Consider the following 22,603-nt stretch of genomic DNA (forward strand, 5'->3'; position numbering starts at 1 on the left):
AATCACAGCTTTTCTATGGTGACTAAACGTTATCAAAAAGCGTTTTTACACGGTCTAGTGTTTCATCTATTTCAGATATTTTGGCCGGAGCGATAAAAATCGTATCATCACCCGCTATGGTGCCCAGCACGCCATCTGCTGTGCCTAAAGAGTCAAGTAGTCGTGCGATTAGCTGTGCAGCACCCGGACTGGTGCGAATGATGATCATCATTTCATTATGCATGATATCAATAACTAATTGACGTAAAGGGCTTTTCGCGGTTGGAACGCCCATTTCAGCGGGCAAACAGTAAACCATTTCTTGTTTAGCATTGCGTGTGCGCACCGCACCAAATTTGCTCAGCATACGAGATACTTTACTTTGGCTAACATTATCAAAGCCTTGATCTTTTAAGGCGTCGACAATCTCGCCTTGGGAACCGAAGTTTTCTTCTTTTAATAGAGCCTTAAAGGCTTTAATCAAGGCTTCTTGCTTTTCTTGTGGTTGCATAATGTTTCATTTCTTCTAAAGCGGTCTTGGGATTTTACACAAAACTGCAGTGTTACCCAAATTTTCACAATGAAATATGCTTTGATGGTATTGTTGAGATTGTATACAACGATGCGTAAAGGGCAAAGTGCCAAAAGCTTTACAACTATAGTCGAAAAAATCATGAAAATAACTCGGATTAATTTGTCTTTAGCGGCGCTTTTCATTATCTTTACAGCTCATTTAATTCCACCTTCAAATTATGGAGAATTCACATGAAAGTTGCTGTATTAGGTGCCGCTGGCGGTATCGGTCAAGCTTTATCGCTTTTACTAAAAAATGGCTTGCCTGCAGGCTCTGAGCTAGCACTATACGATGTTGCACCAGTTGTTCCTGGTGTAGCGGTTGACCTTTCTCACATTCCAACTGCAGTAAAAGTTGCAGGTTTTGGTGCTGATGATTTAGACGCTGCGTTAGTTGACGCTGATATCGTACTTATCCCAGCGGGTATGCCTCGTAAGCCAGGTATGGACCGTGCGGACTTGTTCAACGTAAACGCAGGTATCATCAAGACTTTGGCTGAAGGTATTGTTAAAAACTGTCCTAAAGCACTCGTTGGTGTTATTACAAACCCAGTTAACGGCACGGTTCCAATCGTTGCTGAAGTATTCAAAAAAGCGGGTACTTATGATGCTTCACGCGTATTCGGTGTAACGACACTTGACGTTATCCGTTCAGAAGCATTTGTTGCTGAGCTTAAAGGTGTTGACGTATCTGAAGTAAAAGTGCCAGTTATCGGTGGTCACTCAGGTACAACTATCCTACCTCTACTTTCTCAGGTTGAAGGTGTAACCTTCACTGATGAAGAAGTTGCTGCACTAACGCCACGTATCCAAAATGCAGGTACTGAAGTAGTTAACGCTAAAGCGGGTGGCGGTTCTGCGACGCTTTCAATGGGCGCAGCAGCTGCACGTTTTTGTTTCTCACTTGTAAAAGGCTTACAAGGCGAGAGCAACGTTGTAGATTACGCTTATGTTGCGGTTGAAAATGGTGACGCTCCTTACTTCGCGCACCCAGTACGTCTTGGTAAGAACGGTGTTGAAGAAATCCTATCTTACGGCGAGCTAAGCGCTTTCGAGCAAAAAGCGAAAGAAGACATGCTTGAAACACTAAACAAAGACATCCAAGAGGGTGTTGACTTCATGGCTAAGTAAGCCTAGCAAGTGATTGAAAAGCCCGCAGTCGCGGGCTTTTTTGTGGGTTTTTGTTGTGATCGCTAATCAAGTCCTACTCAGAGAACTACGTGTAAGATTAACCACGCCCAGAGGGCTTTACTTGGCGCTAGTAGACTCTGCTACGCGTTGTTTGCAACCCCCATAAGTACGTGTGCCTCACCTTTGTTGCTTTTCAGTGAAAACGCATCACTAACACGTACAAGTGAGAGACCGACATGGGCGTAGGCATTGGTTATTATTTCTTTGGTGAAACCAAAATCATCTTCTTCGTTGCTACGCTTCCAATCCCATTGAATAAATGTCCCACCGTCTTTTAAAAGCAGTTTAAGTGTGGATAAGGCTTGCTCATAATCCGGTAAAAATGCACACACAGATGAGACGACAATTAGATCAAAACGTGGCTCAAAGATAGGCTGGCTATTGATTAAGTCTGCTGAGATTTCACACGTTAGCGAGTTTACATTGTGAATATTTTTACGCTTTAAGACGTCAACCATCTTCGGCGAAGCATCTACGGCAACGACCGACGAAGCGACACGCGCCACCTTTTCGGTGAGTAACCCCGTGCCACAACCAAAGTCTAAAACACGCAAACCTTCCAAATTTATAAACTCACACAGTGAATCAAATGCCTTTTGTGAATATTCGATGACCCCTGCGTTAGAGTCCCAACCTTCTGCGTAATCGTCCCAACTATCACTCATTTTGTTTTCCTGCTTTTGAATGCGCAAATGCATAATATATCAACAGAGGTAGGATTATGCTTGTATAAAGTTTGCGACCCACTCCGTATCAGAAAGTCGTTTGTTATTCTGCCGTATAACACTGAACTTCCTTCAACTTACAGACGCTTTCTAAGCGCAATAAAAAAGGCCTCGATCGAGACCTTTTGACAATTGAAGCCCTGCTTAGTTATGCAGTGCCAGTTGTAGTGTTCTGTTGCGCTCAAGCTTTGCTAGCATTTCTTTGGCAATGGGCTTAAACGCGGCCATCTCAGCGGCAGGGAGTGGTTGTGATTTTGGTAGCTCGACCGTTTTTGGATTACGGTGAACGCCGTTTACCAAAAACTCATAGTGTAAATGTGCACCTGTTACACGACCCGTAGCACCCACAGTACCAATTTTCTGACCTTGTTTAACTTTTTGGCCAGTTTTTACCATACGCTTGTTTAAGTGTAGGTATTTGGTAATGTACTTATTACCGTGTTCGATGAATACGTAGTTACCGTTTAAGTTGTTGCGGCCAGACTTGATCACTTTACCATCGCCTGATGAGACGACCGGCGTGCCTGTGCGAGCGGCATAATCAATGCCTCGGTGTGCAGATACTCGACCTGTTACAGGGTGCTTACGGCGTGGATTAAAGCTTGAACTGATATACTTAAAGTTAACCGGTGCACGTAGGAAAGCTTTTTTCATGCTACGGCCTTCTGGGGTATAGAAGTTACCGTCGGTATGGCGTATTGCACTGTAGCGCTCACCTTGGTTGATGAACTCTGCGGCAATGATTTTACCTGTGCCAATTTCTTCGCCATCCACAAAGTGCGACTCGAAGATGATAGAAAACTCATCACCTTTTCTAATATCGTTGGCAAAGTCCACGTCCCAACCAAAAATATCAGCGAAATTCATGATCTGACGCTCGGAAAGGCCCGATGTAATACCCGCGGTCCAAAAGCTAGAGGTTATCTCACCGCCAGCAGCTTTCGCTATAGTCTCAATTTCTTTGCTCTGTATGGCTGTTTCGTACTGACTTTCATCATTAAGGGTAACAAATAAGGTGTCTGTTTTTGACAGTACATACTTAAGCTGCGCCAACTGGCCTTTGTCATCCGTTGCAAAACTTAATACTTCACCTGGGTGAATTTTAGTCAGCTTGCGAGTTTCTTCATTAGTGTTAACAACCTGATGGAGCGTTTGTGCTGAAAAGCCTGCTCTTTTAAAAATAACAGCTAGGCTATCACCTGACTTAACTTCATGATCAGTGTAGGTATATTCTACTTTCTTTGTGTTAATCGGCGCATCAGCGGAGTTAAGCTCGGTAAGTTGCTCAGTTACTTCGCTAACCTTTACTGGTAGCTCATAACGCTTTCCGACTTCTAATGCTTTTTTGTCATGATCTTTGGAAGCTGTTGCTTTTTCTGAAGGCCATAGAGCAACAATCAACATAAGGGAGATGAGACCAATAATAAGCAGTTTGTGTTTTTTAGGGAGCTTATACACCACGTGAACCATAACGCGCCTTTTCTGCTGTCAAGAAATTTTGTTGATAATATTGCAGGATATACGCAATAAAGCGGCAATACCAGTATTTTGTGCATTTAAACTCATGCAAATATAGGCTAGAATCGGCCGATAAACTGAATATTTGGAGCGATGAATGGTGGACTTAGAAACTGCATTTGCCGAGATAAAACGTGGTGCAGAAGAAATTCTTATTGAAGACGACTTAAAGGAAAAGCTTAAGTCAGGTAAAAAACTAAAGATCAAAGCGGGTTTTGATCCAACAGCGCCTGATTTGCATTTAGGTCACACTGTTCTCATTAATAAGCTAAAGACATTTCAAGACTTAGGTCATGAGGTGATTTTCTTAATTGGTGATTTCACCGGCATGATAGGTGACCCAACGGGTAAAAGTGTTACCCGTAAACCGCTTACCAAAGAAGATGTATTGGCAAACGCAGAAACATATAAAGAACAAGTTTTTAAGATTCTAGACCCAGCTAAAACAACGGTTGCATTCAATTCAACTTGGATGGAAAAATTGGGTAGTGCGGGCATGATCAAACTTGCAGCACGTCAAACCGTTGCTCGTATGCTTGAACGTGATGATTTTAAAAAGCGTTATGCAGGTGGTCAGCCAATTGCGATTCATGAATTCTTATACCCACTGGTACAAGGCTGGGACTCAGTTGCGTTAGAGGCTGATGTTGAGCTTGGTGGTACTGACCAGCGCTTCAACCTTTTGATGGGCCGTGAGCTGCAAAAAGAAGAAGGACAAACACCGCAAACTGTACTGATGATGCCATTGCTTGAAGGCACAGACGGTGTACAAAAGATGTCAAAATCGCTAGGTAACTACATCGGTATTACTGATGCGCCAAATGATATGTTCGGTAAAGTGATGTCTATCTCTGATGAGTTGATGTGGCGTTATTATGAATTATTGAGCGCTTTGTCATTAGAAGAAATTGCAAACTTAAAAGCGCAAGTTGCAGATGGTCGTAACCCAAGAGACATTAAGATTGAGTTCGCCAAAGAAATGATAGCGCGTTTCCACAGCGCTGAAGATGCTGAAGCTGCACACCAAGATTTTATTAAACGCTTCCAAAAGAATGCGTTGCCTGATGATATTCCGCAAGTAAGCATTTCAATTGATGAACCTGCGACATTTATAACCAACTTGCTAAAAGAAGCTGGTTTGGTGGCAAGTACATCAGAGGCGATGCGCATGATCAAACAAGGTGCGGTTAAACTTAACGGTGAAGAAAAGATAACAGATAGCAAGTTACTGATTGAAAAAGGCAGCACTGCCATTTATCAAGTAGGTAAACGTAAGTTTGCTAAAGTAACAGTTAACTAAATACCGATGACGTTTGATATTAGGCCAGCCTTTGCTGGCCTTTTTTATGAGCGTTAAAACCTTAAGGCGGTTGCTGATAGCGTATAGGCAAGCCACGATAGCGCAATCAACAATAAAAAGAAGGTTCGAATACGCTTTAGTAAGCTAAGTAGAGCATCTATGTCTTCAGGTTCTGGATGACGCTCGACGCCGAGGCGCATTTTCTCAAAGCGCTGCTCAAGGTAAAAACAGGGTCCGCCCAGCTGGACTCTTAAGTTGGCTGCAAACAAAGCCAAGATCCAACCGCTGTTTCGCTGATAAAAGTACCTCGCATAGTGTTTGATGTAATGCGCGACTTTTTTACCATTGAGTGATAGCGCCATAAGCGTGATAAACGTTCTTAAAGGCAGCCACTCAATGACGTAAATTGTCTGTTTGAGCGGTGTAATAAATCGGCTGTTTGGTTTGATACTGTCACGCCAAGCGTGGTCACAAAGCAGTAGTAGCTTGTAGCTCAGCGCGGCAATTGGGCCAAGTAATAAATAGAATATAATGATGAGATAATAATGCCTGACAGTGCGCAAGCTCGTACTATCAATACACGCTTTGGCAATACCTACTTTTGATAATTTAGCCACGTCTCGCGCCACAACGGATTGTAAAAGCTGTCTAGCGGTGGATTTTTGACCTTGCTTGAGTAAGGTTGCGATGCGCTTAGCACGGATGGTGATACTGGTATCTAAACATAGGTAAAGCACAAGACCACCAAGCCAGTTTGGATAATAGGCAAACTGCGACAGTAAAAGGCATAAAATAACAATGGTCAATATTGGCAATACAAAGGCAAGTGTGCCACTGAAGGCAAGATAGCTTGTTGATGCCTGACGTTGGTAAACTCTTTGGGCAATACCCTTAAAAACCAATAAAAAAATCGTATTGGGGTGGTAACTTCGTTGCAGCGGTAACAGGTGTGCTGCACTGAGTGAAAGTATGAATATCAGCAAGCCCTGGTGGGCTTGCATGAGTTCTAGCATCATCTTAAAGCGTGACGTTAGTTAACTTTTCAAGTAGTGCGGTGACTAGCTTTGAAGAATTAATCGACGCAACTTCGAGGTATTCTTCAAATGACTGTGGTGACTCTTTACCCGCGATATCAGAGAGAGAGCGAATAACGACAAAAGGAGTATCGAGTACATGGCATGCTTGTGCAATCGCAGCGCCTTCCATTTCTACAGCCAACATCGTTGGGAAATCAGCACGCGCTTTGTCAATTCGCACCGGATCACACATAAATGAATCACCCGTACAAATTAAGCCCGTCATGGTTTGCGTATCAGCAAGGCTAGCAACACTCTGCTTGGCCGCTTCGATAAGCGTAGGGTGTGCCTTAAATCCTGCAGGCATTTGCGGGACCTGACCGATTTCATAGCCAAACGCGGTTACATCAACGTCATGGTGTTTCACTTCATCTGAGATAACCACATCGCCAACGTTTAAACTAGGTTCAAAACCGCCAGCAGAGCCGGTATTGATAACGCAATCTGGTTTAAAGTTGTCAATCAGCAGTGTAGTTGCAACAGTTGCAGCAACCTTACCGATGCCTGATTGCACTAAAGTTACCGTGTGACCTGCAAGATCACCTGTGTAAAAAGTAAAGCCACCTTTACTCATTTGCTGCTTGTTTTGAATGGCTTCACGTAGGATCGCAACTTCAGGCTCCATTGCGCCAATAATACCAATATTCATGATAAGTATTCCTCAGAAAATTTGCGTCATAGTATACCTGAGCACGCCACAAATGCGAATTTCAACCTTAACGCAAGACATTAAAAAGCGAGCCGTAGGCTCGCTTTTTAATGTCTTTGATGTTTTATATTTCTGCTAATTGGGTTGAGTGTGCCTTGGCTTGAGAAGGTGACAGTACGGCTGGCTTTTCTGTTCTGTTACGAAGTGGTTTGGGCGCTTGAGCATTTTTACCTAGTTTAAATAAAATTGCGCTACGCACTTCTGAAGACTTATAGCCTGCTTTAACTTTCATCCGAATATGAGGAATGCCAGCAGATTCTAGCGCGCCACTAACAAACCAGTCGCGCTGCGCTTTGTGTCCGCTTTTATTGGCATTATTAACTAAATCAACAGCGGCCATAATTTTGAGTGTATCTTTATCAACCAACACATAATCAAGCTGCTTGTTTTTAGCTTTGATTAATGCGGCACGACGAGCTTTATCAGAAAGGCCGGGCTTGCATTCAATTAAGTCAATTAACTTTACTCGACTGACAATTTTGAATCGATCACCCACGGCTCTTTCCAGCAAAGTTAGAAAAGAAGCCTCTACGGTGCTAAAAACAGAATCTTTTTTATTAAATGGGTAAGGGTTACCACCTGTATCGGTATATTTTGCCGCAACGACAGAGGCGACAACAACAAGTGCTAATATTGATAATAAAGCAAATTCCATAAAACACTCCACAACAACAATTTGACAATTTACAGTTAATAAGCAAATGTCATGCCTGTTTAGGAGTGCTTTATGTATTTATTTTCTAAACTTGATAACCATGAGATAAACCTTTAACAGCATAAGCCACAGCGTCGTGCGCATGTAAAGATTCATAGTGATTAATCTTGATATAATAGTCTAGATAATGAGACGCCTCGAATAGTGCTTTGAGTTTCCTCGCTGCATCTTCACAAAACATTAAGTTTTGTCCGTTAAGTCTTGCAAACTCTTGTTCATCTTCTCTTTTAACCGCTGCTTGAACAGGCGTTTTCAATTCATGTTCGACGCTATTTATCAAAGCTAAAATGTCAAACTCTTGACTGTCTGATGCAAGCTTCACTTTGATATTGGCAATACTGCGCTGAGAGTGTGGTGTTGCAACAATACCTTCAGTGCTGCCCAGCCACTGGTGAACTTGATCAAAGCTAAGTGATTGTTTAGAAAACTGCTCACTGAATGCTTGTTGGATCAGCTGTCTGGCAAGCGCCGCTGAGCACGGGCAGGTAGATGAGTAGGTTACATCAAGTGCAACTTCCAACTGAAATTGGCCATCTTGAACTGTGCCAGTAACGGTAACAGGGTAACTTTTCCAGCCTTGTTTTTGACTGAGCAAAGATGAGCGGCGTAATGGTAACTCAAAAGTCAGTACCACTTTTGCGGCGTTACTCAGCCCTTCATGGCTACTTACGAAGCTATCAAGTACTTGTTTTAAGGTTTGAGGTGTTAAAGTTTGCTCACAAGATAAGGTATCCAAAGCCAAAAATAAGCGAGACATATGAATGCCTTTTGCCTGCTCGTTTTGTAAATTAACAAATGCATCGGCTTTAGCAGTGACAGTGATATCGTTTAATCCCTTGCTGGCAAATAATAAAGGTAGTTCAATATTACCCATACCGACCCAATTTAAGGTGCCGGTTTGCAAGGCTTCGGCGGTATCAGCAATATCTGGCATTATGGTTTGCATCTAAACCCTCATAGTCACGACGATTAAAAGCGTGCATATTACACTATAATCGAACGGGTTGCCCCTATAAGAATTGCTCTTAAGCGGTAGAAAAAGTGAAAATGTGCAAAAGATATTACAGTTCATATTGCACAGATTTTAATAAAAAGGATAGTTCGCATCTTGGTGTTGCTTGCGTATAATGTGCGAGTGAATGGGGTATATGGTGACTATGATAGATTCTTCTTTTGGCCCTTGGGCCCGCGTGTTAGCTAACTTAGTTAATAAATATGGTGCAAAGCCAGCGAGCTTCTTGTGTTTTATATTCATCTTATTGATAGCGCTGATCTTGTCATGTATGTTTTATTACGTTGCATTAGGCGAGATAAAAATTGTTGATGTTCTAGCGGTGATGTTTTTTTCTGCCGTGACGTCACCCGTGCTGATCTCGATATTGATCCATGCAATGCGGCAATTAGAAGACTCAAAAACCTACCTTGAGTCAGCAACCAAGCAAGAAAAATTACTTAACCAAACCCTAAAAGATAACATCAACCGCTTAAATAATGAGATCGATGAGCGTAAAATGGCGCTGCACGCCAAGCATCGAGCGATTGAAGAACTCCGAAAAGAAATAGCAGAACGTAAGAAGACACAACAAGAACTTGCTCAGCAGGGCATGTTACTGCGCTCGATTGTTGACTCCTCACCTGACTTATTCTATTACCGAGACGAAAATGGCGTATTTGCTGGTTGCAACAAGATGTTCGAGTTGGTGATAGGTAAACCCAGTGAAGAATTGATTGGCCGCTCCGTTGAACAAATTTATCCGCAAAACTTTTTGCCTGAAGTATTGCGAACCGATACAGAAGTTTCAACAACTCACAAGCCAATTACCCTAGATGTTGAATATCCCGTCAATGATGAAAATCGCTGGTTTGAAATGCGCAAGCTGCCATTTATCAATGACGATGGAAAGTATATCGGCCTACTGGCATTCGGCCGTGATATCACCAGTCGTAAAGAAGCAGAACAAGCGCTTGAAACTGCTTATAAAGACAAAGGCAAGTTTATCGCAACATTAAGTCATGAACTGCGAACGCCATTAAATGGGATTGTAGGGTTAACCCGCATGCTATTAGATACCGAGTTGTCTCAGCAGCAAAAGAGCTGGTGTAATACCATTTTTTCAAGTGCTGAAACGCTTGGTAATATTTTTAACGATATTATAGATTTAGATAAAATAGATAGAGAGCAGCTAGATATAGCAACAGACAGTATCAATGTGTCTGATTTTATAAACGATGTGGTTAACTTTGCGGGTTTGATAGCAGATCAAAAGGGTCTCGATTTTACTATCAATCGTTCAGGCATGTTAGATGTCTATGCGTTGCTTGATCCAACGCGCTTGCGTCAGGTGCTTTGGAATCTTATCAATAACGCCGTCAAATTTACCCACCGCGGTGGCGTGACATTGGAATGCCGACGTGAAAACAGAGAAACGGGGCCTTGGTTGGCAATCAGTGTAATCGATACTGGTTTAGGCATTCCAAGTGATCAACAAGAACGCATTTTTGACATGTATTATAAAGCCCCAGATCTGACGGGTGCGAACGCAATTGGTTCAGGCATTGGCTTAGCGGTTACTAAAGCGCTCGTGTTGGCCATGAAAGGTCAAATCAGAGTCAGCAGCATAGAAGGGCAGGGAAGTCGTTTTGATGTAGATATTCCGTTAACGCTTTGCAGTGCGCCAAAGCAGCAAAGTTACGCAGGACGAAGCTTGTACATTTTGTTAGTTGAAGATGTACCACTGAATGCTGAAATTGCTACGAACCTGTTAGAGCAAAGGGGGCATGAGGTTATTTGGGCAGAGACCGGTGAAGACGCGTTATCTTTGGTCGCAACGGAAGATGACCTAGATTTGATACTGCTAGATATGCAGTTGCCGGATATTAACGGAGATCAGGTTGCAAAGGAAATTCGCGCAGATAGCCATTATGATGACCTTCCAATTGTTGCATTAACAGCGAATGTGCGCAGCGCTGAACAAGAGCTCGAAGGTATAAGCATACAGGGGGCGTTGGCAAAACCTATCAATACCACTCGTCTAGATCGCATGCTAGCAGACTTATTTGGTATTGATGCCAAGCTAAACAGCGCTAAAACACACCCAGATGAAGTAACTTTTAGTCAGCAGCAACAGCATGAGCTAGATATCGAGACGATAACGGATTTTATGGATTCAATGGGGGTTGATGCGTTTAAGCGCAGCGCGCGATTGTTTAAAACTCTTAATCCTAAGTACTGCACGGAACTGCGTGAAGCTCTGGACAACAACGATATTGATGAATACGCATCGGTTGCACACAAGTTAAAAGGTGCAGCAGGCTCCGTGGGTTTAAATCAAGTACAATTACACGCCAAGAAAATGGAATTGGATGCAGAGCAAGTTGATAATGAGGTGCTCAACATGTGGATTGAGCAATTGGAAGATAAAATTGTGCTAGGGCAATCCCTGTTAGAGCAAGTTATTGAAATGCTGGCTAACCGAAGTGAAGCATAAAAATAAGGGGCTATGGGCCCCTTACTCAATAATTGCAAAACTCCCTGAAACCACTGTTCTTTAGCTATCAATCTTCCCTATAAAGCGATAGCCTTCACCATGAATGGTGCTGATCAGTTCAGAAGTGTTACTGTCGCTTTCAAAATGCTTTCTGATACGACGAATTGTTACATCTACAGTACGGTCATTGGCGCGAAGCTCTCGTCCTGTCATGTGCTTAATTAACTGCTCGCGACTAAAAATACGACCAGGTGAATCAAGCATTAGACGTAGTGCGCGGTATTCACCTTTAGGCAAGCGTTTTGCTTCGCCAGCTGGAGAAGTAAGGCAACGACTATTTTCGTCTAGCTCCCATCCGTTGAACGTGATAACTCCATTACTATCTAGTGACGACTCTTCACTAGAAGAACCTGTTCTTGAAATCAGGTTGCGTGCACGAATAGTTAACTCACGAGGGTTGAATGGCTTTGTGATGTAGTCATCAGCACCAATTTCTAAGCCAAGAATACGATCGACATCGTTGTCACGGCCTGTTAAGAAAATTAGGCCTATATTTCTTTTTTGGCGTAATTCACGAGCGAGAATCAAACCGTTTTTACCCGGAAGATTGATGTCCATAACAACAAGGTTGACGTCGTCATGCGTTGTCAGTTTGTCATGCATGTCATCGCCATCTATGGCTTCAATTACTTTGTAACCTTCCGCTTCAAATAAACTAACGAGGTTCAGGCGAGTTACGTCTTCATCCTCTACAATCAGAATGACTGGCGTTTGCATTATTAATTAACCTTTTCGGAATATATTATTTACATGAAATTCGGTACTATCTAATAAAACCGAATATTTACGATTATAGGAGTATATCTAATTGTTAACAAGTAAAATTAATTAGGATGAAACTTAGAAACTGCAAGCAGTCTTGATAACACTTTAAAATTATGTTGCGAAACTTGTTGCTTATTAATATACAGCCGTATTTTACTCCCTTCCTGGACCAAAGATGCGACTCCACCACCTTCGAGAAACTCTATGCTTTCTCCCACAAACACCGTATTAAGCGGGGTTGTATCGGCCCAAGCGGTAAGTATATCATCTTCATTACTTTCATCAATGTATGTGATATCACACTGCTCAGAAAGTTCCCCTAAATTGCTCGGCTTTTTTATTTGTATTATTTCTATTGGTAAGTTTCTAATTTTTAAACTACGGTTTCCTGCTAGAATTAACCCCGGTCCGTTATCTATATTTAGAAAACAAAATCGCGTAGACACTTTTGTCTGCTGATTAGGAAATTCAATAAATTTAGCCATCTGGTACAAGAATGCCGAACGTACCTGATCAGGTGATTTTGCACTAGATAAAAATGGAATAATTAATAAAATCAATATCAGTAAGCGCATTAATTTACCTCACCTAATGGTAGTGTGAGAATAAACCGAGCACCTGTCTTAGTGCTTTCATCAAGTGAGATGTTGCCATGTAATGCCTGAGTAATGAGGTTATACACCAAATGCATACCTAAGCCGCTACCACCTTCGCCACGTCGTGTTGTGACAAAGGGATCAAAGATCCGCTTTTTGATGGAGCTGGATACGCCACAGCCGTTATCACTGTATTCGACGGTCAGTTGGTTGTGATCTTTGGCTATCTTTATGTCAATGACATTGCCTTCGGCGCTGCTGAAGCCATGTAGCAAAGAGTTAGATATCAGTTGTTCAAATATTTGCTGTAGTGGCCCCGCTTTACTACTGATTACTAAGTCTTCTTGGCAATCAATATTTATAGTGGGATTCTTGGCGACCAGATCCGGCTTCATCGCTTTGATAATGTTGCCTAATAAGATCGCAACATTAACATCGGAACTCAGCTCCAGATCCTGACTAACAGCAACACGTTTGAAGCTAGAAATTAAATCAGCGGCTCGGTTTAAGTTTCTGTAGATTAAATCGAGGTTTTCAATGCCATCATTTATGAAGCGCTCAAGCTGTTTAGAAGTAAGGTTCTTTTGCTCAAAGGCGGATTTTATGTCTGCTAGTTTATCGCGTAATAGGGTTGAGCCGGTGACACCTAACCCGATTGGTGTGTTAACTTCATGTGCTACACCTGCAACCATCTGGCCTAAAGATGCCATTTTTTCGTTTTCGACAATTTGGTTTTGATACTGATGCATCCGCTCTAATGTATTTAGCAGCTCTTGATTTGCTTCACGCAGTGCAATAGTCCGTTGATTTACTTTTTCTTCTAGGCTCTGGTTTAACTTTTTTATTTCGAGCTTGTCTGCTTGATGCCGTTCTAACTGGTTCTGTGTTCGAGTTAGCATCACATTTAAGCTGCTTGCCAGAATGTTGATCTCTTCTATGTGGCTATTTGAAGCTCTGGTGCTGTAATTATGATTTTTTGATACATCTTGCAGCAAAATCGAAAGCTCTTCAATGGGTCGTGCGATGCGTCTTTGAATACCTCTTGCAACCAGTAGCACTAATAACAACACAAACAAAGTCAAAGTGATATCAACTAATATCTTAGTATTGATATATTCATTCAAACGTTCCAAACCACCGCGAATATAAACATAACCTTCAATTTTATCTTCATAAATCACAGGCTTGATGAGTTCGATATAGTCTTCGGTTATTCTAGGCTCTTGCAGCTGCTCAATGCTATTAACCTTTAGTGGTACAGGGGGCGTTTTCGAAGCATTATAGCTGGTAAAAAATACCGGTTTATTCGTTACGTCATCGATATCATAGATATGTATATTTTTAACTAGTTCGACCCTTTTAAACGATTTTAAGCGTTTTTCTTCGGTTTTTCGATCTTCAAAAATCAGTGTGATTTGTGCATTAAACGAGACTATCTCAGCAATCATATCAAGCTTGTTGATGATCAACTTTCTTTGTTCTTTGATATCAAGGTAAGTAGAGATTGAAATGGATAAAGACAGGCACAGAGCTGTAACGAGCATTACTGCACTAATTAAAACTTTCCTTATACTTGTTTTTGATGCCTGCTTTGTCATTATCAGCCTTAATTCAGCCAGTTACCAAATACTAATTCGTTATACTTTTGGCAACTCATAAAGCGTTTGGGCGCGCAAGTCACTCAAATTAGCTTTATTTGGCGCGAAAAAGAGTCGAACGGTATGAACTACATTCTAGTGTAGCAAAGAGATTGAATAAAATAACAAAAAAATCACTGACTTTGCATGTTATTTTATCCAATATGCGCGCTTAAAAAGTCTGCAATTGTGGCAGTAGGATCACTTTTTAGCTTGGTAAACCGTGAATTTAGTGTTTTTGGCAAGAATAGTGAATTGACCAAATTGTTGTTCAAGAATTGGCGGGTACTTTAAAAAGTTATTAGCAACAATTTGTATCTGTCCGCTTGGTTTCAGAAACCCTTTGGTTTGTTCTAAAAAGCGTTCGGCAATACCATAATCTGTCGCAATTCCTGTGTGAAATGGTGGATTGCTGATAATCAGGTTGAATTGACCACTCACCTCTTGTAAACCATCACTGAGAATACAATCCGCGGCTAAGTTGTTAAGAGCAAGGGTTTGTTGCGTAGCATATATAGCTAGTGCACTAACATCGGAGCAAAAAAGCCTCAGCTCACTTTGTTGCGAACCTAAGAAAGTCGCAATGATGCCTGCGCCACACCCAAAATCTAGCACCTTGCCTTTATATGGCACAGGGATGTTTTCAAGTAACAGTTCTGTGCCCACATCAAGTTTACCGTGGTTAAATACACCCGGTACACTCACCACATTGAAGGTTTTGTTGGCGACGTTTACACTGAATGTGCTGTGATATTGTTTTATATCGAAGCTTGGGTTAACTGTAAGTTCGGAAAACTCATATAGTACGCAATGTTTGGCACTTTCAAGTTTATAAAACTGCAAAGCGAAAGGCTTGAGTTGCTTTTCAACCGATTTAACGCCACCTTTATTATCACCAACTACCAACAAGCGTGTGTTAGCACTGGCTATTGCTCTAATGTTATCAAGCATCATTAAAGCTTCTGGTTTAGATTTTGGATAGTAGTAAATAATCAAATCCAAATCGGCGAGTTGGGGCAAGCTATGATCCACATAACTATTAATATTTGGATATTTGCTGGAGTCATTATGATCCGCCACATTATAGCTAAAGGCGCTGATCGTGGCTGTGGGATTTAGCTCGGTTAACTCAGCTAAAAAGCCATCTCGGTTTGTATTGATGACCAAAATGTTGTTGCCATGTAATTCTTCTTCGTTGCGAAGGAGCAACAGACTGGGGTTTGTTAACTTACTCATAATCACTCATATTAAAGGGCCTTAATTGGGCCCTGTTAGTTTTTTAAACACCTTACAGATTATTCAACGCGCTTAAACATCAGGTCCCAAACTCCGTGACCAAGCCTGTGACCACGTTGTTCAAACTTAGTAAGAGGGCGGTTGTCTGGACGTGGAACATAATCGTTCGTCGCTGAGATATTTTCATAACCAGGTGCTGCTTGCATCACTTCTAGCATATGTTCAGCGTAGTTTTCCCAATCAGTGGCCATATGAAAAATACCACCGATTTTTAGCTTTTTCCTAAGACTCTCGACGAACTCAGATTGTACGATACGGCGCTTATGGTGGCGCTTTTTATGCCAAGGGTCGGGGAAGAAAAGCTGCATTGTTGTTAAACTTCCATCCGCAATACAATCAGCAAGCACTTCAACTGCATCGTGCTCAAATACACGTAAGTTTGTTACTTGATGTTCATCGGCGTCCATCAAACAAGCGCCTACACCTGGGCGGTGTACTTCAATTCCAATAAAGTTAAGGTTTGGTGCATTCTTGGCCATTTCGACCAGCGACTTACCCATACCGAAACCGATTTCTAGCACTACATCGTTGTCATTATCAAACACTTTTGAGAAATCGAGCATTCCTTGACTGTGCTCTAAGCCCATAGTTGGCCAGCACTTTTCAATCGCAGCATGTTGTCCTTTGGTTAAACGGCCTTCACGTTTTACAAAGCTGCGTACTTTGCGGATGTATTTACCTTCTTGCTGTGCTTGTTCCAGCGCGGTTTTGCTCGATTCACTCATAATCATTTCTGCGGTGTAAAAAACGGGCGCATATTATCCCTATTCATTGGCTCAAGTACAATAGCTTGACTGTTTTTAAAAGCACCATACACTGGCGCCCTAGTAATAAATCAATAAATAGTGTGGTTAATGCAGGTATCTAGTGAGCAGGCGCAATGGTTCGCCGAGCAGGTCGTCAATTGGTATCACCTACATGGACGTAAGACTTTACCATGGCAGTTAGGTAAAACACCTTACAAAGTGTGGATCTCAGAAGTTATGTTACAACAAACTCAGGTTGTCACTGTCATCCCTTACTTTGAGCGTTTTATGGCGCGCTTTCCTAGCATTGAAGCCTTGGCTGAGGCTCCAGAAGATGAAGTGCTACATCACTGGACTGGACTTGGCTACTACGCGAGAGCTAGGAACCTGCATAAAACGGCAAAAATAGTGGCAAACGAGTTTAACGGACAGTTCCCACAAACTTTGGAGCAGGTTATGGCGTTGCCCGGAATTGGCCGCTCTACAGCTGGCGCTATTTTGTCTTTAGCGCTAGGCCAACATCACCCAATTTTAGATGGCAACGTCAAGCGAGTATTAGCACGGTTTTTCATGGTTGAGGGCTGGTATGGTGTCAAAGGCGTAGAAAAGCAGCTTTGGGCGCTAAGTGATGCTCTCACGCCCAAAAATAATGTCACTGAATTTAACCAAGCGATGATGGACCTAGGTGCGAGCCTCTGCTCAAGAAGTAATTTTAATTGTGCAGCTTGTCCGTTATCGGAGCAGTGTTTAGCCAATAAGCATAATCAGGTTAAAGCATTTCCAAACCCAAAGCCGAAAAAAGACAAACCTAAAAGGCAGGCATATCATTTAATCATCAATGCCCAAAACAAACTATTGATGGAGAAAAGGCCCAGCACAGGTATTTGGGGCGGGCTGTTTGGTTTTTTTGAGTTTCAGACGATTGAGCAGGCCGAGCAGTTTATCGCTCAGCATGGATTACAAGGGCAATTACATTCGCTGCAATCATTTATTCATATTTTTACTCACTTTGAATTAACCATTCACCCATTGGTATTTAAGCTGGCAACGATCCCTGATTTTGCCCATGAGCAAGCAATTATTTGGTATGACTTAGATGACCATGCTGAAGTTGGTTTGGCTGCTCCTACGAAAAAGTTGGTTAAAGTCCTAGGCGCGATGAGTTAGACTATCGATATTAAATTATAATTTGATGTGGAAAAGTTATGGCACGTACTGTTTTTTGTCAAAAGCTACAAAAAGAGGCACCTGGTTTAGATTTTCAATTGTATCCAGGTGAAATCGGCGAAAAGATTTTTAACAATATTTCAAAAGAAGCTTGGCAGCAATGGCAGCATAAGCAAACTATGCTGATTAACGAAAAGCATCTAAACATGATGGATCCAGAGCACAGAGCGCTACTTGAGGAGCAAATGGTAGGGTTCTTGTTTGAAAATAAAGAAGTAGAAATTGAAGGTTATCGTCCACCTGAGCAAAAGTAGTCACAATGACGAGAACATATAAGGGCCGCTACATGCGGCCTTTTTTGATTCAATTTGTAATTCTTAGTGATCTCTTGCAACTGACAATTCAGCCAATGCTATTAAAGCCTGCTTGTATGGCGACTCAGGTAAAAATGCAAGGTAGCTGATCGCTTTTTGAGCTTCATTCTTGGCTTTTTCCATTGCAAACTCTAATGCTTTAGTTTGCTCAAGCGTTGTAAGAATATCTTCCAGATAGGCCATGCCATTACCTGTTTCAATCGCTTCTCTGATCTGGGCTACTTGTTTCTCAGAACCATGCTGCATGGCATAAATAAGAGGCAGTGTTGGCTTTCCTTCAGCAAGGTCATCACCTAGGTTTTTACCCATTTGCTGCGCATTTGCGCTGTAATCCAGTACATCATCTACAAGTTGAAAAGCAGTCCCTAAGTGCATGCCATATAATTTCAGTGCTTCTTGTACATCATGAGGGTGCCCTAAAACCACAGCTGGTAACATTGTTGCCGCCTCGAATAACTTAGCTGTTTTGCTGTAGATAACCTGCATATAACTTTTTTCACTGGTATCAGGGTCGTTGCAATTCATTAACTGCAGTACTTCCCCTTCCGCGATAACATTGGTGGCATCAGCAAGTATTTGCATCACTTGCATGTTGTTTAAACCCACCATTAGCTGGAATGAGCGAGTGTAAATAAAGTCTCCGACGAGCACACTTGCAGCGTTGCCAAATTCAGCATTTGCAGTGGGTTCGCCACGTCGTAGCGACGACTCATCCACTACATCATCGTGCAAAAGGGTTGCGGTGTGGATAAATTCGATAATAGTTGCAAGTGTTACATGTGCGTCATTTGGGCAGTCTAAAGCTTTGGCTGTAAGCAAAGTGAGCATAGGGCGAATACGCTTGCCACCGCTGTTAACAATGTAGAGTCCGAGTTGATTAACTAAAGCAACGTCGGATTGCATTTGTGCATGAATAAGTTGATTGACGTTAAGCATATCAGGTTCGATTAACGTCTGGATAGTTTTGATATCCATTGTGCTCCAAGCCAAAAATAAGTTACGAGATACAGCGCGAGTGTACTACAAAATTTAAACTAGCTCGATATTTTGTCCAAATCTGGCTAAAAAAATAACTTATCTTGGTATGTTGTTGATTATTTGGACAACTTGTCGGTTGTTTTAAACGCTTTAAAAATCGTCTTAAAAAGTGTAAAAAAGGGCTTTGGTTTAGCGGCATTTTTGGATAAACTAGCGAAAAATAATGATTCGCCCTCATTGCAGTTATTTTTTATTCATTTTCTACAAAAATAGGCTTGCTTGTAGACAAGCATTAGCGTAAACTTCGCGCCCTATTGAAGAATATTAAGTTGCGTCGATTTGAGGGCGCACAGACGGAGTTAATTATGTACGCGGTTTTCCAAAGTGGTGGTAAACAGCACCGTGTGACTGAAGGTCAAACAATTCGTCTAGAAAAATTAGACGTTGAAACTGGTGCAGCAGTTGAATTCGATTCAGTACTTCTAGTTGCTGATGGTGAGAAAATCGAGATCGGTGCACCGTTCGTAAACGGTGGCAAGGTAACAGCTGAGGTTGTTTCACATGGTCGCGGTGAGAAGATTAAGATCGTTAAATTTAGACGTCGTAAGCATTCTCGTAAGCAGATGGGCCACCGTCAGTGGTTCACTGAAGTTAAAATCACTGGCATTAGCGCTTAATTTAGAGGTACAGAAAGATGGCACATAAGAAGGCAGCTGGTAGTACTCGTAACGGTCGTGATTCAGAAAGTAAACGCTTAGGTGTTAAGCGTTTCGGTGGTGAATCAGTATTAGCGGGTAACATCATTGTTCGTCAACGTGGTACTAAGTTCCACGCTGGCACTAACGCAGGTATCGGTAAAGACCACACAATTTTTGCAAAAGCAGACGGTAAAGTTGTTTTTGAACAAAAAGGTCCTTTAAACCGTAAATACGTTAGCATCATTGCTGAGTAATCGGTAAAAGATTGAAAAAACCCCGCTACGGCGGGGTTTTTTGTTTGTCAAAAGCATAACTTTATTAGTAAAGATTGGTTTTTATTGGGCAAAGTAATAAGAACTAAAGCTTTAGCGGTAAAGGTATTATACTTCGGTATTAGAATCCCCCCAGTCAAAAGAGAGTAACCATGAAGTTTGTCGATGAAGTTGAAATTCGAGCAGAAGCGGGCGATGGCGGCAGTGGCATTGTGTCATTTCGTCGTGAAAAATTTGTCCCTGATGGCGGCCCTGATGGCGGTGATGGTGGGGATGGTGGCAGTGTATACCTATTAGCAGATGAAAGCTGGAATACCCTAGTTGACTATCAATTTGAACGTTTTCACAGAGCAGAGCGTGGCACAAATGGCCAGTCTCGTAATTGTACTGGTAAAAAGGGTAATGATTTATTCTTGAAAGTGCCTGTAGGTACGCGCGTGACAGACGTTGATACTGAAGAGTCTTTGGGGGACTTAACACAACATGGGCAAAAGCTATTAGTTGCCAAAGGCGGCTTTCATGGTTTGGGGAACACTCGCTTTAAATCTAGCGTAAACCGAGCACCACGTCAGAAAACCTTAGGTACGCCGGGTGAGGTTCGTAATCTGAAGCTGGAGCTAATGTTACTTGCTGATGTAGGCTTGTTAGGGTTGCCTAATGCTGGTAAATCAACCTTTATTCGTAGCGTATCAGCTGCAAAACCAAAAGTAGCTGATTATCCTTTTACGACATTGATCCCTAATTTGGGGGTGGTGAGACCTGAGTCGGGCAAATCTTTCGTGATTGCGGATATCCCTGGGCTTATTGAGGGGGCATCTGAGGGAGCGGGTTTAGGTATTCGCTTTTTAAAACACTTAGAGCGTTGTCGTGTACTGTTACATATTGTTGATGTGATGCCAGTTGATGGTACAGACCCAGTAGATAATGCGTTTGCCATCATCAATGAGCTACATCAATATAGCCCTAAACTGGCAGACAAACCTCGTTGGTTAGTGCTCAACAAGATTGATCTAGCGCCAGAAGATGAAGTTGAAACGTTATGTGAGCGTATTGCCAGTGAGCTGGATGCTGATACTGTGTATCGCATTTCTGCTATAAACAAGCAAAACACGCAGGCACTGTGTTATGACATCATGGAATTGCTGGAAAGTATGCCAAAAGACAAATTTGAGGCTGAAGCAGAGCAAGAAGAAGTCGAGTTTAAGTGGGATACCTATCATCGCCAAGCAACAAAAGAAGCTAGTGATGATGATTGGGACGACGATTGGGATGACGACGACTATGATGTTGAAGTGATCTACGAAAGATAAAATACAGATATTTTTGTAATTAAGGGCTATTTGGCCCTTTTTTAATACTAAATTATTGATGAGGTTCAATGTGATAATTTCCATGATAGCGGCAATGGCGAACAACCGAGTGATAGGGCAAGACAATAAAATGCCATGGCATTTGCCCTCTGATCTAAAGCACTTTAAAAGAGTTACGCTGAACAAACCCGTTGTGATGGGTAGAAAAACATTTGAATCAATAGGGCGTCCATTGCCAGGGCGACGTAATATAGTGATCACACGAAGCGAGAGTTATTCTGCATCGGGCGTTGAGGTGGTAAGTTCGCCTCAAGCTGCACTGGAGCTGGTTAGTGATGCGGAAGAAATCATGATCATTGGTGGCGGCAACATCTATGAGCAGTTTTTACCTATGTGTGAACGACTATACCTGACCTTCATTGATTTGGACGTCGCAGGAGATACCTGCTTTCCTGATTATACAAAAGCAGGACACTGGGAAGTCATCGAAGAGCAGTCTTTAAGTGCAGATGAGTGTAATCCACATAACCATAAGTTCGTAACCCTAAAGAAAAAACTATGAGTTTATTGCTAAATTTTGTTCAGCTTGGTACAATTACTATCCTTTTTGGGGTACGAAAAAAGTATTAGAGGGTGTTTGGAATGAAATTAACTACTGTGCTTGTGTCTGTTTCTTTATGTGCAGCTTCTTTAGCATTTAGTCAAAAAGCAAGTGCTGATGATCAGTTAGCGGTGTCTCTATGTGAGTATGTTGCAGCTGACGATAAAAGCGCTTTACGTAAAAAACTGAAAAGTTCACGTGTTAAAATCCGTAACGTATTTGATGCGATACAGTGCAATGGTAACAACCTACTGCGTCATGCGATTGCGAGCAACGCAGCAGATACCGGTGAGTTTATTGTTAAAAACTTACCAAAAAGCGTATTAGAAGATGGCGCAGATATCGCTTGGGCTGAAGGAAATGGTCACGGCGGTTCTCCAATCATCGCTGCAATTAAAGACCGCGCAGGGCTTTAATTACAACTGACTTACGGTGTGCAAATCGTAAGTACAAGAGCGAAAAAGGCCTCACATTAGTGGGGTTTTTTGTTTTCTGGGAGCATGAAATTGACAAGCTTTGATTTGTTGAAAGTAGTGCTTTGAATATAAGAGAAGTAGATGTTCCCCGGCGACGCGGATGCGGATGTCAGCCCTTGAACCCTGAGGTTCAAGGCGGAACGCAACAGCTCACCGTAGGCTTCTCGGTACATGCCGAGCTTGCGCAAAAGCAAGCAAACTACATTCCTAAATAAAATTTATCGGCTCAGGGACTTAATCTGCTGTCCTACGAGCTAGGGAACACCTTCAGTATATAAAACATAACGCTTGGCCGAAACCATAAAACGAAAAATGTTGTTCGTTTGCTTGGTTTTTATTCGTAACACTCATAC

Annotated in this window: 23 protein-coding genes and 1 other RNA gene; 10 read left to right on the forward strand and 14 right to left on the reverse strand. The window is 42.0% G+C overall.

Annotation, left to right across the window (positions count from 1 at the left end):
• Window positions 1-22 precede the first annotated feature (22 nt).
• Complete coding sequence (gene argR, locus L1070_RS07765) at window positions 23-490, reverse strand: transcriptional regulator ArgR (protein ID WP_070985708.1); 468 nt, start codon at window positions 488-490, stop codon at window positions 23-25.
• A 254-nt stretch (window positions 491-744) separates the two neighbouring features.
• On the opposite strand from argR, the gene mdh reads away from it, so the two are divergent.
• Window positions 745-1,683 (forward strand): malate dehydrogenase, encoded by a 939-nt coding sequence (gene mdh / locus L1070_RS07770; RefSeq protein WP_070985707.1) that lies wholly within the window; start codon window positions 745-747, stop codon window positions 1,681-1,683.
• A gap of 140 nt (window positions 1,684-1,823) precedes the next feature.
• On the opposite strand, the gene L1070_RS07775 is transcribed toward mdh, so the two are convergent.
• Window positions 1,824-2,408, reverse strand: coding sequence for a class I SAM-dependent methyltransferase (locus tag L1070_RS07775; protein WP_237125111.1), 585 nt, complete (start codon window positions 2,406-2,408; stop codon window positions 1,824-1,826).
• Between the two features lie 204 nt (window positions 2,409-2,612).
• Window positions 2,613-3,938, reverse strand: a complete 1,326-nt coding sequence (locus L1070_RS07780; RefSeq protein WP_237125112.1) for a peptidoglycan DD-metalloendopeptidase family protein — start codon at window positions 3,936-3,938, stop codon at window positions 2,613-2,615.
• 148 nt (window positions 3,939-4,086) lie between these two features.
• On the opposite strand from L1070_RS07780, the gene tyrS reads away from it, so the two are divergent.
• A complete protein-coding gene (gene tyrS, locus L1070_RS07785; protein WP_070985851.1) occupies window positions 4,087-5,286 on the forward strand; it encodes a tyrosine--tRNA ligase in 1,200 nt (399 codons plus the stop codon).
• A 53-nt stretch (window positions 5,287-5,339) separates the two neighbouring features.
• Here the strand turns inward: tyrS and L1070_RS07790 are convergent, their stop codons facing one another.
• From L1070_RS07790 to folE2, 4 genes are all read right to left on the reverse strand, one after another.
• Window positions 5,340-6,287, reverse strand: coding sequence for a cobalamin biosynthesis protein (locus tag L1070_RS07790; RefSeq protein WP_237125113.1), 948 nt, complete (start codon window positions 6,285-6,287; stop codon window positions 5,340-5,342).
• Between the two features lie 16 nt (window positions 6,288-6,303).
• The gene (gene mtnN, locus L1070_RS07795) at window positions 6,304-7,011 is read right to left on the reverse strand and encodes a 5'-methylthioadenosine/S-adenosylhomocysteine nucleosidase (RefSeq protein ID WP_237125114.1); all 708 of its coding nucleotides are present in this window, start codon (window positions 7,009-7,011) and stop codon (window positions 6,304-6,306) included.
• Window positions 7,012-7,135: 124 nt separating this feature from the next.
• The gene (locus L1070_RS07800; RefSeq protein ID WP_070985702.1) at window positions 7,136-7,726 is read right to left on the reverse strand and encodes a DUF2726 domain-containing protein; all 591 of its coding nucleotides are present in this window, start codon (window positions 7,724-7,726) and stop codon (window positions 7,136-7,138) included.
• Window positions 7,727-7,811: 85 nt separating this feature from the next.
• Window positions 7,812-8,732: a GTP cyclohydrolase FolE2 gene (gene folE2 / locus L1070_RS07805; RefSeq protein WP_237125115.1), complete on the reverse strand. Its 921-nt coding sequence runs from the start codon at window positions 8,730-8,732 to the stop codon at window positions 7,812-7,814.
• 211 nt (window positions 8,733-8,943) lie between these two features.
• On the opposite strand from folE2, the gene arcB reads away from it, so the two are divergent.
• A complete protein-coding gene (arcB, locus tag L1070_RS07810; RefSeq protein WP_237125116.1) occupies window positions 8,944-11,274 on the forward strand; it encodes an aerobic respiration two-component sensor histidine kinase ArcB in 2,331 nt (776 codons plus the stop codon).
• A 60-nt stretch (window positions 11,275-11,334) separates the two neighbouring features.
• Here the strand turns inward: arcB and arcA are convergent, their stop codons facing one another.
• The 5 genes from arcA to trmB form a co-directional block, all read right to left on the reverse strand.
• Window positions 11,335-12,051, reverse strand: a complete 717-nt coding sequence (gene arcA, locus L1070_RS07815; RefSeq protein WP_070985700.1) for a two-component system response regulator ArcA — start codon at window positions 12,049-12,051, stop codon at window positions 11,335-11,337.
• A gap of 107 nt (window positions 12,052-12,158) precedes the next feature.
• A complete protein-coding gene (locus tag L1070_RS07820; RefSeq protein WP_070985699.1) occupies window positions 12,159-12,674 on the reverse strand; it encodes a YfiR family protein in 516 nt (171 codons plus the stop codon).
• Complete coding sequence (locus tag L1070_RS07825) at window positions 12,674-14,293, reverse strand: ATP-binding protein (protein ID WP_070985698.1); 1,620 nt, start codon at window positions 14,291-14,293, stop codon at window positions 12,674-12,676. Before L1070_RS07825 ends, L1070_RS07820 begins: the two co-directional genes overlap by 1 nt.
• Before the next feature lie 240 nt (window positions 14,294-14,533).
• A complete protein-coding gene (rsmC, locus tag L1070_RS07830; protein ID WP_237125117.1) occupies window positions 14,534-15,568 on the reverse strand; it encodes a 16S rRNA (guanine(1207)-N(2))-methyltransferase RsmC in 1,035 nt (344 codons plus the stop codon).
• Between the two features lie 59 nt (window positions 15,569-15,627).
• Window positions 15,628-16,353: a tRNA (guanosine(46)-N7)-methyltransferase TrmB gene (gene trmB / locus L1070_RS07835; RefSeq protein ID WP_237125118.1), complete on the reverse strand. Its 726-nt coding sequence runs from the start codon at window positions 16,351-16,353 to the stop codon at window positions 15,628-15,630.
• A gap of 129 nt (window positions 16,354-16,482) precedes the next feature.
• Here trmB and mutY point away from each other — a divergent pair, with 129 nt between their 5' ends.
• Both mutY and L1070_RS07845 read left to right on the forward strand, forming a co-directional pair.
• Entirely contained in the window at window positions 16,483-17,541 is a 1,059-nt protein-coding gene (gene mutY / locus L1070_RS07840) for an A/G-specific adenine glycosylase (protein WP_070985696.1), read from the forward strand.
• A 38-nt stretch (window positions 17,542-17,579) separates the two neighbouring features.
• Window positions 17,580-17,855 carry an oxidative damage protection protein gene (locus L1070_RS07845; RefSeq protein WP_070985695.1) on the forward strand — a complete coding sequence of 92 codons (276 nt, stop codon included), beginning with the start codon at window positions 17,580-17,582 and terminating at the stop codon, window positions 17,853-17,855.
• 63 nt (window positions 17,856-17,918) lie between these two features.
• On the opposite strand, the gene ispB is transcribed toward L1070_RS07845, so the two are convergent.
• Window positions 17,919-18,890 carry an octaprenyl diphosphate synthase gene (gene ispB, locus L1070_RS07850; protein WP_237125119.1) on the reverse strand — a complete coding sequence of 324 codons (972 nt, stop codon included), beginning with the start codon at window positions 18,888-18,890 and terminating at the stop codon, window positions 17,919-17,921.
• 368 nt (window positions 18,891-19,258) lie between these two features.
• On the opposite strand from ispB, the gene rplU reads away from it, so the two are divergent.
• The 5 genes from rplU to L1070_RS07875 all read left to right on the forward strand — a co-directional run bounded on the left by rplU (window position 19,259) and on the right by L1070_RS07875 (window position 22,190).
• Window positions 19,259-19,570, forward strand: a complete 312-nt coding sequence (gene rplU, locus L1070_RS07855) for a 50S ribosomal protein L21 (RefSeq protein WP_070985693.1) — start codon at window positions 19,259-19,261, stop codon at window positions 19,568-19,570.
• 17 nt (window positions 19,571-19,587) lie between these two features.
• Window positions 19,588-19,845: a 50S ribosomal protein L27 gene (gene rpmA, locus L1070_RS07860; RefSeq protein ID WP_010383519.1), complete on the forward strand. Its 258-nt coding sequence runs from the start codon at window positions 19,588-19,590 to the stop codon at window positions 19,843-19,845.
• Window positions 19,846-20,015: 170 nt separating this feature from the next.
• Window positions 20,016-21,173, forward strand: coding sequence for an Obg family GTPase CgtA (gene cgtA, locus L1070_RS07865; protein WP_237125120.1), 1,158 nt, complete (start codon window positions 20,016-20,018; stop codon window positions 21,171-21,173).
• A gap of 70 nt (window positions 21,174-21,243) precedes the next feature.
• Complete coding sequence (folA, locus tag L1070_RS07870) at window positions 21,244-21,735, forward strand: type 3 dihydrofolate reductase (protein ID WP_070985691.1); 492 nt, start codon at window positions 21,244-21,246, stop codon at window positions 21,733-21,735.
• Between the two features lie 80 nt (window positions 21,736-21,815).
• Window positions 21,816-22,190, forward strand: a complete 375-nt coding sequence (locus L1070_RS07875; RefSeq protein WP_237125122.1) for a DUF3718 domain-containing protein — start codon at window positions 21,816-21,818, stop codon at window positions 22,188-22,190.
• A gap of 141 nt (window positions 22,191-22,331) precedes the next feature.
• Here L1070_RS07875 and ssrS read toward each other — a convergent pair.
• Window positions 22,332-22,514: non-coding RNA, 6S RNA (ssrS, locus tag L1070_RS07880), on the reverse strand.
• Window positions 22,515-22,603: the final 89 nt, after the last annotated feature.

The organism is Pseudoalteromonas sp. MMG022 (assembly GCF_021654245.1).
Taxonomy (GTDB): Bacteria; Pseudomonadota; Gammaproteobacteria; order Enterobacterales; family Alteromonadaceae; genus Pseudoalteromonas; species Pseudoalteromonas amylolytica.

Excerpts from the sequence above, each read along its gene's own strand:
- arcA (WP_070985700.1), bottom strand. The coding sequence starts at position 12,051 with ATGCAAACGCCAGTCATTCTGATTGTAGAGGATGAAGACGTAACTCGC.
- trmB (WP_237125118.1), bottom strand. The coding sequence starts at position 16,353 with ATGAGTGAATCGAGCAAAACCGCGCTGGAACAAGCACAGCAAGAAGGT.
- L1070_RS07775 (WP_237125111.1), bottom strand. The coding sequence starts at position 2,408 with ATGAGTGATAGTTGGGACGATTACGCAGAAGGTTGGGACTCTAACGCA.
- mdh (WP_070985707.1), top strand. The coding sequence starts at position 745 with ATGAAAGTTGCTGTATTAGGTGCCGCTGGCGGTATCGGTCAAGCTTTA.
- argR (WP_070985708.1), bottom strand. The coding sequence starts at position 490 with ATGCAACCACAAGAAAAGCAAGAAGCCTTGATTAAAGCCTTTAAGGCT.
- arcB (WP_237125116.1), top strand. The coding sequence starts at position 8,944 with ATGATAGATTCTTCTTTTGGCCCTTGGGCCCGCGTGTTAGCTAACTTA.
- rsmC (WP_237125117.1), bottom strand. The coding sequence starts at position 15,568 with ATGAGTAAGTTAACAAACCCCAGTCTGTTGCTCCTTCGCAACGAAGAA.
- ispB (WP_237125119.1), bottom strand. The coding sequence starts at position 18,890 with ATGGATATCAAAACTATCCAGACGTTAATCGAACCTGATATGCTTAAC.
- rplU (WP_070985693.1), top strand. The coding sequence starts at position 19,259 with ATGTACGCGGTTTTCCAAAGTGGTGGTAAACAGCACCGTGTGACTGAA.
- L1070_RS07825 (WP_070985698.1), bottom strand. The coding sequence starts at position 14,293 with ATGACAAAGCAGGCATCAAAAACAAGTATAAGGAAAGTTTTAATTAGT.
- mtnN (WP_237125114.1), bottom strand. The coding sequence starts at position 7,011 with ATGAATATTGGTATTATTGGCGCAATGGAGCCTGAAGTTGCGATCCTA.
- rpmA (WP_010383519.1), top strand. The coding sequence starts at position 19,588 with ATGGCACATAAGAAGGCAGCTGGTAGTACTCGTAACGGTCGTGATTCA.
- L1070_RS07845 (WP_070985695.1), top strand. The coding sequence starts at position 17,580 with ATGGCACGTACTGTTTTTTGTCAAAAGCTACAAAAAGAGGCACCTGGT.
- L1070_RS07780 (WP_237125112.1), bottom strand. The coding sequence starts at position 3,938 with ATGGTTCACGTGGTGTATAAGCTCCCTAAAAAACACAAACTGCTTATT.
- L1070_RS07820 (WP_070985699.1), bottom strand. The coding sequence starts at position 12,674 with ATGCGCTTACTGATATTGATTTTATTAATTATTCCATTTTTATCTAGT.
- folE2 (WP_237125115.1), bottom strand. The coding sequence starts at position 8,732 with ATGCAAACCATAATGCCAGATATTGCTGATACCGCCGAAGCCTTGCAA.
- L1070_RS07790 (WP_237125113.1), bottom strand. The coding sequence starts at position 6,287 with ATGCAAGCCCACCAGGGCTTGCTGATATTCATACTTTCACTCAGTGCA.
- mutY (WP_070985696.1), top strand. The coding sequence starts at position 16,483 with ATGCAGGTATCTAGTGAGCAGGCGCAATGGTTCGCCGAGCAGGTCGTC.
- L1070_RS07875 (WP_237125122.1), top strand. The coding sequence starts at position 21,816 with ATGAAATTAACTACTGTGCTTGTGTCTGTTTCTTTATGTGCAGCTTCT.
- cgtA (WP_237125120.1), top strand. The coding sequence starts at position 20,016 with ATGAAGTTTGTCGATGAAGTTGAAATTCGAGCAGAAGCGGGCGATGGC.
- L1070_RS07800 (WP_070985702.1), bottom strand. The coding sequence starts at position 7,726 with ATGGAATTTGCTTTATTATCAATATTAGCACTTGTTGTTGTCGCCTCT.